This window comes from Oceanobacillus arenosus (assembly GCF_003369575.1).
Classification (GTDB): Bacteria; Bacillota; Bacilli; order Bacillales; family Amphibacillaceae; genus Oceanobacillus; species Oceanobacillus arenosus.
Window position 1 is genome coordinate 73,217 of sequence record NZ_PIOC01000017.1, and the last position, 15,256, is coordinate 88,472.

Consider the following 15,256-nt stretch of genomic DNA (forward strand, 5'->3'; position numbering starts at 1 on the left):
AAGGAATGAGAATAATGAAGAAATTATCAGTTTTACTAATCGGTATTATTGCATTAATTATGCTAGCAGCATGTGGAGATACAACGAATGAGGATGAAGCATCAAATGATAGTTCAGGAGAAACAGATGGAAAAGTATTGTATGCAGGTTCAACTTCGCAAAGTTATCCAAATAGCTATCAAGAAGATGGTAAGTTAGTTGGTTTCGACGTAGAAGTGCTAGAAAAAGTAGCGGAAAACCTAGGATATACTGTGGAATGGGTAAAAACAGACTTTGCGGGATTGATGGGACAGCTGGAAACAGGAAGAATTGATACAGTGGCAAATGTTGTTGCCGTAACACCGGAAAGAGCAGAGAAATACCATTTCTCTGAACCATATGCATATGCAGGAGCAACAATTGTAACACATGAAGACAATGATTATACGAGCTTAGATCAATTTAAAGGAAAAACTGTTTCCGGTGTTCTAGGTTCAAATAATATTAAAAACTTAGAGCAATTCGACCCGGAAATTTCGGCGAAAACATATGAGACCCGTGATGGCGCAATGAATGACGCAATTAATAAACGTGTAGATGGATATGTGAATACGAAGTCTGCTTTAATTGCTGAAATTGAAAAGGGAGATTTACCATTAAAATTCGTAGGTGACCCGTTTGTGTATGAGGATACTGCTTTCCCATTTGTTAAAGATGATGATGGGGAGAAATTAAGAGAAGAATTTAACAAAGAAATAGAGAAACTCCGTGAAGATGGAACACTAACAGAAATTTCCCAGAAGTATTTTGCTGGGGAGGATATCACCGTCAAGAATTAGTTCTATGGAGGATAGAAAATGAATCTTAATTTAGATATAGGTTATTTAATTGATGTTATACCAACATTATTGCCTTTCATACCGTTAACATTAATCTTGGCGATTGTGTCGATGATTATTGCAGTAATTGCTGGTTTAGTTCTAGCACTCATTTTGCGCTCGGACATTCCTGTTTTAAAACAACTAGCAACAATATATGTATCGTTCTTTAGAGCAATCCCGACACTTGTTCAACTATTCCTAATTTACTATGGACTGCCACAAATTTTCCCAGCACTAGCTGGGATGACAGCAATCGCTGCTGCAATCATTGGACTAAGTTTAAAGCAGGCTGCATATTTAGCGGAAATATTCCGTGCAGGACTCGGATCGGTTGATAAAGGGCAGGTAGAGGCATGTCTATCAGTTGGAATGACAAGGGCTCAGGCGTTTAGGAGAGTCGTATTACCACAAGCAACGAGAAATGCCATACCAGCAACAGGTAATATTTTTATCGGTTTAATTAAAGAAACATCGCTTGCATTTACATTGGGTGTTGTTGAATTATTTGCCCAAGGTAAGATTCTCGCTGCATCATCATTGCGATTTTTTGAAACTTATTTAGCTTTGGCGCTTATTTATTGGATCATGATTATTATCTATACATTTATTCAGCAAGCAATTGAAAGACGATTAGAGAAACCTTATCTATCGTAAAGGGAGCATATCTATGATTACTGTAAAAAATTTGAAAAAGCGATTTGGTAATAATGTTGTGTTGGATGGAATTGATATTCACGTGAATGAGGGCGAGGTTCTCGCAATAATCGGTCCATCTGGTTCAGGGAAATCAACATTGCTTCGTTGTTTAAATTTATTAGAAAAGCCAGAGGAAGGAATCATTCAAATTGCTGGTACAAAAGTAGATGCAAGAAAAATGAATTCTAAAGCAATTTATCAACTCAGGCAACAAACAGCGATGGTATTCCAGCACTATAATTTATTTAAAAATAAAACGGCACTTGAGAATGTGACAGAATCACTTATCATAGCAAAGAAAATGAAGAAGTCAGAAGCAGAAAAAATCGGTAAGGAATTATTGGAGAAAGTTGGTTTGAAAGATAAATTCCATCAATACCCAGCAACATTATCTGGCGGACAACAGCAACGTGTAGGAATTGCACGTGCACTTGCCGTAAATCCTTCTGCGATTCTTTTTGATGAACCTACATCTGCATTAGATCCAGAGTGGGTTTCAGAGGTTTTACAAGTAATGAAAGAAATTGCCGAACAAAAGTCTACGATGATTATCGTTACACATGAAATGCAATTTGCAGAAGAAGTAGCAGATCGGGTCATTTTCATGGCGGATGGGAATATTGTAGAAGAAAACACTCCATATGAGATCTTTAACCGACCACAATCACCAAGAACACAACAATTCTTAAAGAAGATAGGGACAGGTGAATAATGTTATGTTTACATTAACAGATGAAATGGAAAAGGATTTAATTCAGAAGCGAAGATATTTACATGAAAATCCAGAGCTTGCATTTGAGGAAGTGAATACAACCGCGAAGATAAAAGAATGGCTGCAGGACCATGATATTCCAGTTGTTTCCTTTAATTTGGAAACCGGTGTAATTGCGGAAATCGAGGGGGAACTAGATGGCCCAACAATTGCAATACGCGCGGATATTGATGCATTGCCGATAGCTGAAGCTACAGATGTACCATTTAAGTCGAAGACTGAAGGAAAAATGCATGCTTGTGGGCATGACTTCCATACGGTATCTATTTTGGGTACAGCCATTCTTCTAAACGAGCAAAAAGAGCAATTACGTGGAAAGGTAAGAATTATCTTCCAACCCGCAGAAGAAATTGCACAAGGCGCAAAATATTTGGTTGATCATGGTGTATTGAAAGATGTTACAGCTATTTTTGGCATGCATAATAAGCCTGATTTGCCAGTTGGAACAATTGGTGTTAAATCAGAAGGGTTAATGGCAAGTGTGGACAAATTTGAGATTACGTTTAATGGTATTGGTGGGCATGCGGGAATTCCACATCATGCAATCGATCCAATCGTTATGGCAAGTCAGTATGTAAATGCGGTTCAATCGATTATCTCCCGAAGAATCGATTTATTCCATAATGCAGTTATTAGCATTACGAGCATTAATGGCGGGAACACATGGAATGTTATTCCTGATAAAGTCGTTCTTCAAGGAACGGTTCGTACGTTCCAGCCGGAAGCGCGCGATGCTATCCCTGGTTTAATGAAAAAGTTAGCAGAAACAACTGCAGACGGTAATGGAGGAACAGTCGATTTTAAATGGGATTCTTATTTGCCAGTTGTCAATAATGCTGCAGCATATGAGGATATTGTTCGTGCCTCCGTCGAGGATGCTGGATATCAAGCAGTAGATGCGGAAGCGAGTTCAGCTGGAGAGGATTTTGCTTATTACCAGAATTATATTCCTGGCTTCTTCGTATGGATGGGAGTAAACGGTCCAAAGGAATGGCATCATCCAGAATTTGATTTAAGTGAAAATGCGATTAAAGTTGCAGCTGAGTTCTTTGCAACATTAGCAGTAAAAGCTTTAGAAAATGAATAATGTTACAAATATATTGGTCGAGAAGATCTATTCGACTCAGAAGTTTGAAGATTTTAGCAGCTTAACTAAACAGAATTTGAAAAATGGATTATTCGATTACATAATGTGCTGCCATATAACTGCTAACTATGATCCAAATTTCAAAAATATGTTGAATGCTCAAATCTATTTTGGTGGAGATGGTAGTGTGCCGGTAATAGGGACTGGCGAACAAGCACACCCATACGATGCATGTTTATTAAATGGCTATTCTGCACATGCACTTGATTTGGATGATGTCCATTCGGAGATTCGCGGCCACCCCTCCGCAGTGATTTTAAGTTTATTACTAACGTTGGTCGACACTTCCAAAGCTTCGGAACGATTTTATGAGGCATATTTAATTGGGATTGAAGTGATGACACGGATATCTAAATTATTAGGGAAAAGTCATTATGAAAAGGGATTTCATACGACAGCAACAGCTGGGTTATATGGCGCAGTAGCTGCAGGTGCATATTATCTAGCATTTTCAAAAGAGGAATGTAGTGCATCGATTGATTTATGTGTCTCACAGGTAAGTGGATCGAGAAGTCATTTTGGGACAATGATTAAACCGCTGCATGCTGGTTGGGCAGCACAGAAGGCGTGGCAAATACTTCATTTTACTACGAATCAGATCGTTGGCAGCAATAATACAATTGCTAATAATAATGGGTTATTGTCAATGTATGGAAAGAAGGATTCCAATCCAAGTTTACTGTACGATAACTGGGGTGATAGTTGGGCTGTTGATACTCCGGGCTTATGGTTTAAACTATACCCATGTTGCTCTGCTAATGCCCATCCAATTGATGCTACAAAGGAATTGATTGAGAAATACGCATTTGATATAAAGAAAATAAAGTGTATTCAATTATATTTTCCGCAAAAAGGCGATGTTGCACTCGTTTATACGTCACCAAAAACTGGTGAAGAAGGAAGATTTAGTGCGGAATATTGTGTGGCATTATTGCTGCTTGGGGTAGAATTATCGATTGATTCATTTTCCGTAAAAACGATTCGAGAAGATGTCAAATCACTTATCGCTAAGATGAAGAGAGTATATGACCCAGCCATTCCTTTGGCAAAAGTAAGCTATCCAAAAGGTCGATATTGTATTGTTGAAATAGTATTAGCGGATGGACGAACATATCAAGCGAGAACAGATATCCCAATAGGTTCCCCGGGAAAACCATTGAAGCTTGAAGACTTAACAATCAAGGCTAAGAATCTATTGAACAATGAATTTGATCGGTATATTACATTATTCCAACAGGATATTGTGCATATAGCAGATCTTATCTCATTGGTAGTTAAGAAAGTATAAATCCTTTCTTAACTACATAGGTGGTCTACAGAATGTAGGTCAGTTCGGTGTTGCGATAGACGTCGCTCTTTAACCGAACTTCCCCGAAGGCTGTCACCGAAAAGCTTGGCTAAACCTTGTTTTCAAAGAAATGGTAAATAAATAACGTTATTTATAGAATAGGAAGGAATAAAAATTTTTCTACTATATAAGTGGAGTTAAAGGTTGGAATAAATCTATTTTTATCGTGAAGTTATAACTAAATCCATCAAGAATAGATTTGAAATCGGTATTATAATTATCTGCAAATATAAGATACAATGACACCATAAAGGAGGGAGAATATGGATTTCCATTACGAGTCGATTGATCATATACAGTTAGCAGCTCCACATGGAAGTGAGGAACAGGCGCGTGAATTTTACAAAGATATACTAGGCTTTCAAGAAGTACAAAAACCAGCTTTACTACAGAAAAATGGTGGTGTTTGGTTTCGATTTGGATTTGTAGAGATTCATATTGGCATTGAGGAACCATTTAACGCTGCTAGGAAAGCACATCCAGCATTTCGTGTTAAACATTTAGATGGAATGAAAGCATATTTAATTACAAAAAATGTAGCCTATACGGAAGATGATAGACTTCCGGGTGCCAATCGATTTTACATTCATGATCCATTTGGAAATCGACTAGAATTCTTGGAATGGCAGTGAGGTTATAATTAAAATAGATCTATTTCACATTGCTTGTTGTTAGAGCTGACTATAGCTAGTAATAGAACCACACTTCACTTTTCGCTAGTTAATTACAACTGGACAAATACATATGCAATTTCAACTCTAAGGGGCATATAGTATGTTGACTTATCATAATTATTCGAATGGTTTTTTATTAATGCCAGATATTGAAATTCAAGATTTGGGTGCTATACTATAACTATTCTAATTGAATAATATTTTCATATAATCGCGGGGATATGGCCTGCAAGTTTCTACCGGTTTACCGTAAATGAGCCGACTATGAGAAGCAACGGAATGATAGTTTTATTCTATTAAAATAGGATAATTCTTTCACATATTTCGAATTTCAAGTCTCGAAAACATTGCTCCCCTCATGGTATGAATGGAGAACGTTTTTGGGGCTTTTTTAATTGCCCTAAAGCGTGAGAAAGGGGAAGGAAATGAATTTATTAGAACAGAAGATTGTAGCTGAAGGAAAAGTATTATCTGATTCGGTACTAAAGGTGGATTCGTTCTTGAATCACCAAATTGATCCAAAATTAATGAAATATATTGGTGAGGAGTTCGCCAGATTGTTTGCTGATGCTGGCATTACTAAAATTTTAACGATTGAATCATCAGGGATTGCACCATCTGTTATGGCGGGATTAAGCTTGGGTGTTCCTGTCGTATTTGCAAGAAAGCGAAAATCCCTTACATTAGTAGATAATCTGTATTCTGCAAAGGTTCACTCCTTTACTAAAAATGAAACGAACGAAATATCGGTATCCAATTCTTATTTATCAGAAGATGATGTTGTCTTTGTTATTGATGACTTTCTTGCAAATGGACAAGCGGCATTAGGCCTAATTGATATTGTGAAGCAAGCAGATGCAACTCTAGCTGGAGTTGGAATTGTGATTGAAAAAGGATTCCAAGATGGTGGCAAGTTAATTCGCGATCAGGGCATCCGTGTAGAATCATTGGCAATTATTGATTCTCTGTCAGCTGGAAAAGTGACATTTAAGGAGGGGACTACAATATGAAAACAGCGGCATTAGGAATTCAGCATGTTTTAGCAATGTATGCTGGTGCGATTCTTGTTCCATTAATTGTTGGGGATGCTTTAGGGCTTACTGCTGAACAGCTGACATATCTCGTTGCAATTGATATTTTTATGTGTGGGATTGCAACATTATTACAGGTAGTCAGCAATCGCTTCTTTGGAATTGGGTTGCCGGTAGTGCTTGGATGCACGTTTACTGCAGTTGGGCCGATGATTGCGATTGGGGCTCAGTATGGTATTTCAGCAATATATGGTGCGATCATCGCATCAGGTATATTTGTTGTTGTCATTGCAACGTTCTTTGGCAAGCTTGTCCGATTTTTCCCGCCAATTGTAACTGGTACAGTGGTTACCATAATCGGAATCACCCTGATACCTGTTGCAATTAATAATCTAGGCGGTGGACAAGGTGCAAGTGATTTCGGTTCATTAACAAATATTTCTTTAGGCTTTGGTACATTAATTCTTATTGTTTTGATCTACCGATTTTCAAAAGGTTTTATGCGGTCAATTTCTATTTTATTAGGACTTATTGCAGGTACAGTTGCGGCAACTTTCATGGGGAAAGTAAGCTTTGAGGCAGTAAGTGACGCATCTTACTTCCATATCATTCAGCCATTCTATTTTGGTACACCAACATTTGAATGGCCTGCCATTATTACGATGATTTTAGTAGCGATGGTCTCACTTGTTGAGTCTACTGGTGTATATTTTGCGGTAAGTGATATCACGGAGAAGAAATTAACGGAAAATGATTTGGCAAAAGGTTATCGTGCAGAAGGAATTGCGATTTTATTTGGCGGGATCTTTAATGCCTTCCAATACACTGCATTTTCACAAAATGTCGGTCTAATGCAAATGAGTGGTGTTAAATCCCGTAAAGTAATTTTTGCAGCTGCTTTTATGTTAATTGGCTTAGGGTTAGTTCCCAAGATTGCTGCCTTAACAACGATTATTCCAACATCCGTATTAGGCGGGGCTATGGTTGCAATGTTCGGAATGGTTATCTCGCAAGGAATTAAAATGTTAGGTAGTGAGATTTCTAAATCACCAGGCAATTCAATGATTATTGCATGCTCTGTTGGCATGGGGCTAGGTGTAACGGTTGTCCCTGAGTTATTCGCGCAATTGCCATTAAGTATTCAAATTTTAACGAGTAATGGAATTGTTGCAGGAAGCATAATGGCAATTATCTTGAATATCATTTTTAATATGATTCCTTCGAAAAGATCAGTTCCTGTACCTGTTCTGAAGGAAAAGCAAGCATAAGAGAGGAGCTCAGATTTATTCTGAGCTTTTATTTTTTTATGCAAAATACCGATATAATTGAAATTACGCCGATATTTGAGAAGCTGTAGTGTTCTTTCGAATATTTTAAGTAATAAAATATTATATAAATAAACAATTAGGGGGAGTATGCGTGAGGGGGAAGATTATTATTGTCGCAAGTGCTCTTGTTATTTTATTGCTTGCTGCGTTATTTCTTGCGGTTAATTATTTTTACGGGGAAAGTGTCAAGCGTGGTGTAGAGGTCGAGTTATATGGCGGGGATGAGATTACCCAGGACGTGTCGATAGAGGATCAAGTGATCTTGGAAGAAGCAAAGCAATGGTTCAATAATCAGGACCTACAAATAATAGAACTAACCTCAAATGACCATTTAACATTACAGGCAAATTTCATTGAAAATGATTCACCAACAGGAAAAGCTGTTATTCTCGCACATGGATATCGTGAACAAAGTGAAAATATGGGCGACTATGCAAAATTTTATTATGATCAGGGATTTGATATTTTACTGCCGGATGCACGCGGACATGGTGAGAGCAAGGGAGAATATATTGGCTATGGCTGGCATGATCGACTGGATTATTTAAAGTGGATTGAGCTATTAATTAAGGAATATGAAGCAGAGCAAATTATCTTACATGGAAAATCAATGGGTGCTTCATTAGTATTAATGGCGAGCGGCGAGAAGCTTCCAGCTGAAGTGAAGGGGATTGTTGCTGATAGCGGCTATACATCGGTTAAAGAGGAATTAAGCTACCAGCTCAAGCATTTGTACAACCTGCCATCTTTTCCATTACTTGATTTCACCAGTCTCATGACGAAAATAAGGGCTGGCTATACTTTTGAAGAAGCGTCAGCAATTGAGCAGGTGAAGCACAATAAGCGACCGCTGTTAATCATTCACGGAGAAGACGATGAGCTTGTGCCAACCGAAATGGCGCAACAGCTTTTTGCTGAAGCGGGTGGAAATAAAGAGCTTTGGATTGTTCCAAATGCGGCTCATACAAAAGGATACACACTTGCCACATCAGAGTATCAGGAAAGACTGACCAAGTTCCTCAATGATGCATTAAATGAGTAACGAATTAGTCATTACCAGATACTCGCTGAACCGGAGGCAGTGTTTTTCGCATTCCTAATGCTGAGACAATACTATGCAAGATCATACCAATGATTACGAGGCCGATTCCAGCCAGCGATAGCAGGCTTGGCAGCGGTGCACTTAATATTAAAATCTCACCAATTAATGCAAAAACAACTTCACCAGACTGGGTTGCTTCCACGCCTGCAAGTTTGTGTGTATTGTTCTGGACGATTTCTGTCGCATAGAAGAATAGAACAGTAGCAATGATACCTGATGAAATGGCAACAATAAATGTTTGTATTAACTGGCTTTCACTTGGCAAGCCATGCACATTCATTCCGTAAATGGAGAGTAATATCCAAAATGGCATCGAAGCAATTGTCATCCCGAAAATGCGCTGGAATGTATTTAATTCATTACCAACCAATGCCATCATTTTGCGATTCCCAAGCGGATAGGCAAATGCAGAAATTATTAACGGGACGACACAAAGTACAATATTTATTAGTGGAACAGATGATGCGTGTTCGAGCTGCATGATAAAAATACCTGCAAGAATGATTAATGAAATAAAAACACTCTGGACAGGAATCCGTTGTTTATTCCCTTTATGTAAAAATGGCACAAGTAATGAGCCAGCAATGATTGTAATTTGGAAGGTTGCAGCTACAAGCCAGCCTGGTCCATAAATGGATGCAAATGTTAGTGGAGCGTAGAATAAGCCAAAACCAATTGTGCTCCAAATTAGCCATGGCATTGGCTGATTTTTAATATGTAAAATAACAGGCTTAATATTTCTTTTGCCGCCAACAATTATGAATAATATTGGTAGCATAAAGATATATCGAAGGGAAGCACTCCATGCCCAGCTGCCGCCTTCCAATTCCATTGATCGGTTCAGCACGAATGTAACAGAAAAGAATAATGCACCTAAAATCCCAATTAGAATAGCTTTCATTCATTACACCCCTGATTAAATCAAACATATATTATAGTAATCTTAATATACATTATTATTCAGCAACTGCGTATAAATTGTTAAAATATTTCCATGATTCGGGTATAGTAATATAGAGGTATTCTTGCAAAAAATGAAGGATTTTCGTGATTAATGAAGAATATAGTTAGTAATGCAAACAATTTACATCAAGAGAGAAGTAAAATTGACTTTTCATAAATTAAGGAAGTGTTGAAGTATGGAAACTTTACCAAATTGGTTCTGGGTGATTTACTATATCTTTCTTCTTTTATCTTTAGTGACGGGAGTAATTGGACTGGTTAGACAATGGTTAAGCACACTTTCCTCTTTCGCAATTATCCTATCGCTGCTTGCGCCACTAGTTAGCTTCGTTTATGTTGTACAGCGATCAAATGGTCTAACAGAGCTTGGATATTTACTGGCACAATTAAAAACAGGGGATTTATGGGCAATATTTATAACGGTTATGTTTCTATATTTAATTGCATGGAATTTATTCCTATTGACTTATCTGATAATAAAAATGAGCAAAACGCCAGCAGTTAAGAGAAGGCTATTTGCTATGAAAAACAAATTATACGTTTTTTTAAAAAAGCTGCGATTTAATAAACAAGATGACGATGAAAAATCCGAACGTGTGAAAAGTAACAGTAAATAAAATGTATGAGTTTACAGAGGTGTACAATGAAAATTTCAGAACTGCAATCGGAAATGCTAACGGATGAGCAGAAGACCGCATTAATTTACAGAAATATAGAAGATAATCATGAAAAAGGTGACTGTATCTTTGTTCTCGGCAGCAGCAAAGCAGTGGAGTACCGATTGCCAAAAGCAATTCAGCTATATAATGAGGGGCGGGCAAAGAAACTCTTATTTTCCGGAGGCGTCTCCTGGAAGAAGGGCGGCTTAACAGAGGCGGAGTTATTACGGGAAAAGGCGCTGGAGTTAGGAGTGCCCAAAGAAGATATGTTAATCGAGAATAATTCCATGCATACAAAGGAAAATGTTCTAGCCTCTTTGCTAGTGTTTGACCGTGCATTCGGACTTCATAATATAAATAGATTGCTAGTAGTGACGACTACCTATCATATGCGCAGAACCTATCTGACACTGAAAACCTATATGCCTGCCTGGATAAACTATTCCTTATGTGCGGTGAATGATCGAACGACAAGGGAGAATAATTGGTTTAAAACCCCTTATGGCAGAGAAAGAGTGGAGAAGGAAACGAGTAAAATTATTGAATATGTAAAGTTAGGCAGTTTGGTAGATGAAGAGGTGGAATTGCCTAAGAACTAAACGCTCCAGGTTAGGGATAATAAAAAAAGGGGTCCTTATTGTGATGGAAAAGACAAGTGCAATATTTGATAAATTAGCAAAAACATATGAAGAAAATGTAGACTTCGATAATCCCTATAATAACGATTATGAAAGGCCAGCAATGATCAGCAACATTCCGAGTAACATAGCTGGGAAATCTGTGCTTGATGCCGGTTGTGCAGCGGGTTGGTATTCCGAGTATTTATCACATCAGGGAGCAATTGTCACAGGGGTCGATATAAGCAAGAAAATGATAGAAGCGGCAAATAGAAGAATTGGTGATAAGGCAAAGTTTGTTTGTCATGATTTACAAGAGGATCTGCCATTTGGGGAAAATGAATTTGACTTGATTATCAGCTCTCTATCGTTGCACTATCTTAAGGATTGGGATCGTACTTTCTCAGAATTCAATCGTATATTAAAACATGAAGGTACGTTCTTATTTTCTGTTCATCATCCTTTTATGGATTTCCACAATTTCGATAGTGAAGACTACTTTCAAAAAGAACTGCTTACAGATACATGGAAAAAGTCTGATCTAACAGTTGATGTTCATTTTTATCGAAGACCACTGCAGGAAATTGTGATGGAAACAATACGATTCTTTCAGTTGGGTAAAATAATTGAACCGCAACCACGTGACCAAATGAAGCATAAGTATCTTAAAGGTTATCAATATTTAATGAAAAATCCCCACTTTTTAATTGTGAAAGCTAAATCGAAAAAGTAATTATCATTCATTACAAATAATAAGGAGTAAAACAATGGATCCTTGTATTTTCTGCCGGATTATTGCTAGAGAGTCCGAAGCATACATTATCTATGAAAATGATTATGTATGCTGTTTTTTAGATAAATTTCCAATCAATCACGGCCATGTTCTCGTTGTTCCAAAAAAGCATTGCCCCGAATTCACCGAAGTTGACCAAGAAAGTCTGCTAGAGGTAATTATTGTGGCACAAAAAGTAGCAAGTGCACTTGAAAAGCTATTACATACGGATGGAATTACTATTATGCAGAACAATGGGATTTTCAAGGATGTGGAACATTATCATATGCATGTTGTACCAAGGTTTAAAGATGATGGATTCGCTTGGGTGGAGCCTGAAATTAAAGTTAATAGTGATGTGTTGATTAAATTGAAAGTAAGCCTTTTACAAGCTTTAATTTGATTACCAAATTAAAAGGAATTTTGAGTATATACGATTACCAGATTAAACGGGAGTGGAAACATTGGAATCAAATTTCTGGCTCAGACTTATATTATTTCTTGCTATAAGTTTCATGTTCATCATTTTTGGCTTTGCTATAATCTTTTTTCTATTGCTTACCGGTGAAGTAATCTTTTACCCGACCTTTATTGCAATTGTGATTGCAGGGCTTCTTTTCTTTATATGTAACGGCATATTCCATTTTCTTAAGCCTAAAATTTGGAAAATCAGTGCGATTACGTTTTTTATGCTATGTATTGTGGCGGTAGTTGTTTTTGAGCAAATCAAGGCTTACCATAATAGCTTTGAAACAATGGAGGATCAGGAAGTTGATTTATATACATACCAGCCATTTGAGAAGGAGTCAAACTTAGCTACATTGGATAATCCTACAAATTTCAAAATGGGTGATGAATTGCTTGTTCTTGACGGTGCAACTGCATTGTATCCGTTATATGCAGCTATTGCTCAAGCAACATATCCGGAAAAAGAATATGATATGTATTCGAGTGAAGTGATGGTGAATACAACACCAGATGCCTATCAAAATTTAATTAATGGCAGGGCAGATGTTATCTTCGTTGCTGGCCCATCAGAGCAGCAATTACAAGATGCTGAGGAACGTGATGTTGAACTGGAAATGACGCCTATCGGCAGGGAGGCGTTTGTGTTTTTTGTAAATGCCGAAAATCCTGTTAAAGGACTTTCGGTCAGGCAGATTAGAGACGTCTATTCTGGCAAAGTGGATAATTGGAAAACATTTGGCGGCAACAATGAGAAAATCCGAGCATTTCAGCGTCCGGTGGATAGCGGAAGCCAAACTGCACTAATAAATTTAATGGGCAATACTACAGTTGTTGAAGCACCAAAGGAAAATGTTGTGGAGGGAATGGGTGGCATCATTGAAGAAACTGCCAGATATCGGAATTACCCAAATGCAATTGGTTTTTCTTTTCGATATTTTTCTATGGAAATGGTGAAGAATAATGCGATTCGTCATCTGGAAATAGATGGTGTGTTTCCAAGCAAAGAAACAATTCAGGACGATACGTATCCACTGGCTTCCGATTTTTATGCAGTGACTGCAGCCAGTAATAATCCGAATATTGAACCCTTTTTAGAGTGGATATTGTCACCACAAGGTCAATCACTTGTTGAAAAAACAGGATATGTGCCAATTACTAATATAGAATAAATGTATAATAATGAATGGAGTGATAACAATCGATCCAAAACTAATCTCATTCCCACCAATCTTGCCACAAAATCCTAAAGTGCTGATTCTTGGGTCAATGCCGGGGGAAATCTCACTTGAGAAGCAGGAATATTACGGAAACCCAAGAAATCACTTTTGGCCAATCCTTTTTGAGTTATTTAATGAGGAACCTATTGAAAAATATGAAGATAAAGTTACATTTGCCAAGAGTAATAGACTTGCATTATGGGATTCAATTGGTTCTTGCTATCGGCAAGGCAGCTTGGACAGTAATATTGTTGATGAAGAAGCGAATGATATTATCGGTCTGCTGGAAGATTATCCCTCGATTCGCTTGATTGCATGTAATGGAACGAAATCCTATACGACATTTAAGAAAAATTTTGATTTAACGGGGTATCCTGCTGTCCAGGTTCTAAAGCTGCCGTCAACTAGCCCCATCCCTGGTAAATATACAAAATCATTTACTGGAAAAGTAGAAGCATGGCGAGAAATTTTAAATTATCTCTAGAAATGTTTAATTAAAGGCAGGAAAGTTACATATGAAATTATTCTGGTTTCGTTTTGCAGTGTTTAGTATCTTATGGGTGCTTATAATTATTATCGACAGTAAGCAGGTCCCCGTAAGTATTGTCTGTTTTGCTTTGAGTATGGGAATATATTTCTTCCTATCTCTTAAGAAGTCCCTATTTATTCTGTATCTTTTACTTGTCTCAATTACATTTATTCATGGCATTCTAAACACGAATGACGCAATGCTTAGTGTGATTATAATTCTTTATATGTTAATTGATGCCAGTTTTCGATTAACAATGAGACAGTTCATGTTGTATTCAGTTGTTGTGGTAGTTCAGGCCTTTCTTCTACTGTCTGCCCGTGATGAAGTAAGGATTGAAATGATTATTATGACATCCTTCCTATACTATCTAATCCTAGTAATCAACAGGATGACAGTGGAGAGAAGGGAGCAAGCGGAGATTTATGATCAGCTGCTTGGGGAGTATCGAAATTTAAAGCGCATGAACCTGAATACTGAAAATAATGCAAGGCTTGAGGAACGGACAAAAATCGCTCGGGATATTCATGATTCGGTTGGACATCGTTTAACAGCATTAATTATGCAGCTTGAAATGTTAACGATTCAAGAACCAAATAATAGCTACGAAGATTTAAAGAAAATGGCAAAGGATAGCCTGGAAGAGACAAGACAAGCTGTAAATGCCCTGCAAACAGAGGAAAGTGAAGGGATTGCGACAATTGTTCATCTGATTCATAAGCTTGAAGTGGAAAGTCATATTCTTGTACAGTTCACGATTAAACAAGGGGTCTTATCCGCCCGGATGTCGAATGCTAAAAACGTTGCACTTTACAGGGTGATTCAAGAATCATTAACGAATGCAATGCGTCATGCAGGCTCAAGAGAAATTCAAGTTACTCTGGGGAAATCAGCAACGGGAGATATTTCCTTTGAAATTAAGAATACCGTCTTTGACCCCACCCCTTTTACATACGGCTTTGGCCTAACAAATTTGAAGCAACGAATTAATGAGGTGAAGGGGACGGTAACAATTTACCAGACAGAAACAGAGTTTGTTGTTGCAGGGAGTATTCCGCGAGAGGGGGCATAGA

17 protein-coding genes and 1 riboswitch are annotated in these 15,256 nt (G+C 37.7%); of the genes, 16 read left to right on the forward strand and 1 reads right to left on the reverse strand.

Annotation, left to right across the window (positions count from 1 at the left end; genetic code table 11):
• Positions 1-5: 5 nt before the first annotated feature.
• The 9 genes from CWR48_RS11035 (at position 6) to CWR48_RS11075 (ending at position 8,898) form a co-directional block, all read left to right on the forward strand.
• A complete protein-coding gene (locus CWR48_RS11035) occupies positions 6-818 on the forward strand; it encodes a transporter substrate-binding domain-containing protein (RefSeq protein ID WP_245976785.1) in 813 nt (270 codons plus the stop codon).
• A gap of 18 nt (positions 819-836) precedes the next feature.
• Positions 837-1,514, forward strand: coding sequence for an amino acid ABC transporter permease (locus tag CWR48_RS11040; protein ID WP_115773294.1), 678 nt, complete (start codon positions 837-839; stop codon positions 1,512-1,514).
• A gap of 13 nt (positions 1,515-1,527) precedes the next feature.
• The gene (locus CWR48_RS11045; protein WP_115773295.1) at positions 1,528-2,268 is read left to right on the forward strand and encodes an amino acid ABC transporter ATP-binding protein; all 741 of its coding nucleotides are present in this window, start codon (positions 1,528-1,530) and stop codon (positions 2,266-2,268) included.
• A gap of 4 nt (positions 2,269-2,272) precedes the next feature.
• Positions 2,273-3,415, forward strand: coding sequence for an amidohydrolase (locus tag CWR48_RS11050; protein ID WP_115773296.1), 1,143 nt, complete (start codon positions 2,273-2,275; stop codon positions 3,413-3,415).
• A complete protein-coding gene (locus CWR48_RS11055; protein ID WP_115773297.1) occupies positions 3,408-4,763 on the forward strand; it encodes an MmgE/PrpD family protein in 1,356 nt (451 codons plus the stop codon). The genes CWR48_RS11050 and CWR48_RS11055 overlap by 8 nt, the downstream gene beginning before the upstream one ends.
• A 323-nt stretch (positions 4,764-5,086) precedes the next feature.
• Positions 5,087-5,455: a VOC family protein gene (locus CWR48_RS11060; RefSeq protein ID WP_115773298.1), complete on the forward strand. Its 369-nt coding sequence runs from the start codon at positions 5,087-5,089 to the stop codon at positions 5,453-5,455.
• Between the two features lie 225 nt (positions 5,456-5,680).
• Positions 5,681-5,782, forward strand: a riboswitch (purine riboswitch).
• Between the two features lie 140 nt (positions 5,783-5,922).
• The gene (locus CWR48_RS11065; RefSeq protein WP_115773299.1) at positions 5,923-6,507 is read left to right on the forward strand and encodes a xanthine phosphoribosyltransferase; all 585 of its coding nucleotides are present in this window, start codon (positions 5,923-5,925) and stop codon (positions 6,505-6,507) included.
• Positions 6,504-7,796 (forward strand): nucleobase:cation symporter-2 family protein, encoded by a 1,293-nt coding sequence (locus tag CWR48_RS11070; RefSeq protein ID WP_115773300.1) that lies wholly within the window; start codon positions 6,504-6,506, stop codon positions 7,794-7,796. The genes CWR48_RS11065 and CWR48_RS11070 overlap by 4 nt, the downstream gene beginning before the upstream one ends.
• Before the next feature lie 151 nt (positions 7,797-7,947).
• On the forward strand, positions 7,948-8,898 hold the full coding sequence (locus CWR48_RS11075; RefSeq protein WP_115773301.1) for an alpha/beta hydrolase: 951 nt from the start codon (positions 7,948-7,950) through the stop codon (positions 8,896-8,898).
• 4 nt (positions 8,899-8,902) lie between these two features.
• On the opposite strand, the gene CWR48_RS11080 is transcribed toward CWR48_RS11075, so the two are convergent.
• Complete coding sequence (locus tag CWR48_RS11080; RefSeq protein ID WP_115773302.1) at positions 8,903-9,859, reverse strand: DMT family transporter; 957 nt, start codon at positions 9,857-9,859, stop codon at positions 8,903-8,905.
• A 238-nt stretch (positions 9,860-10,097) separates the two neighbouring features.
• On the opposite strand from CWR48_RS11080, the gene CWR48_RS11085 reads away from it, so the two are divergent.
• The 7 genes from CWR48_RS11085 to CWR48_RS11115 all read left to right on the forward strand — a co-directional run bounded on the left by CWR48_RS11085 (position 10,098) and on the right by CWR48_RS11115 (position 15,255).
• Positions 10,098-10,538 (forward strand): hypothetical protein, encoded by a 441-nt coding sequence (locus CWR48_RS11085; RefSeq protein ID WP_115773303.1) that lies wholly within the window; start codon positions 10,098-10,100, stop codon positions 10,536-10,538.
• Between the two features lie 26 nt (positions 10,539-10,564).
• Complete coding sequence (locus tag CWR48_RS11090) at positions 10,565-11,179, forward strand: YdcF family protein (RefSeq protein ID WP_115773304.1); 615 nt, start codon at positions 10,565-10,567, stop codon at positions 11,177-11,179.
• Positions 11,180-11,222: 43 nt separating this feature from the next.
• Positions 11,223-11,930, forward strand: a complete 708-nt coding sequence (locus CWR48_RS11095) for a class I SAM-dependent methyltransferase (protein WP_115773681.1) — start codon at positions 11,223-11,225, stop codon at positions 11,928-11,930.
• A 34-nt stretch (positions 11,931-11,964) separates the two neighbouring features.
• Positions 11,965-12,372 (forward strand): HIT family protein, encoded by a 408-nt coding sequence (locus tag CWR48_RS11100; protein WP_115773305.1) that lies wholly within the window; start codon positions 11,965-11,967, stop codon positions 12,370-12,372.
• Positions 12,373-12,433: 61 nt separating this feature from the next.
• Positions 12,434-13,606 (forward strand): PstS family phosphate ABC transporter substrate-binding protein, encoded by a 1,173-nt coding sequence (locus tag CWR48_RS11105; protein ID WP_245976786.1) that lies wholly within the window; start codon positions 12,434-12,436, stop codon positions 13,604-13,606.
• Between the two features lie 10 nt (positions 13,607-13,616).
• The gene (locus CWR48_RS11110) at positions 13,617-14,138 is read left to right on the forward strand and encodes a DNA-deoxyinosine glycosylase (RefSeq protein WP_115773306.1); all 522 of its coding nucleotides are present in this window, start codon (positions 13,617-13,619) and stop codon (positions 14,136-14,138) included.
• A gap of 31 nt (positions 14,139-14,169) precedes the next feature.
• Positions 14,170-15,255 (forward strand): sensor histidine kinase, encoded by a 1,086-nt coding sequence (locus CWR48_RS11115; protein ID WP_115773307.1) that lies wholly within the window; start codon positions 14,170-14,172, stop codon positions 15,253-15,255.
• The last annotated feature ends 1 nt before the right edge of the window (position 15,256 follow it).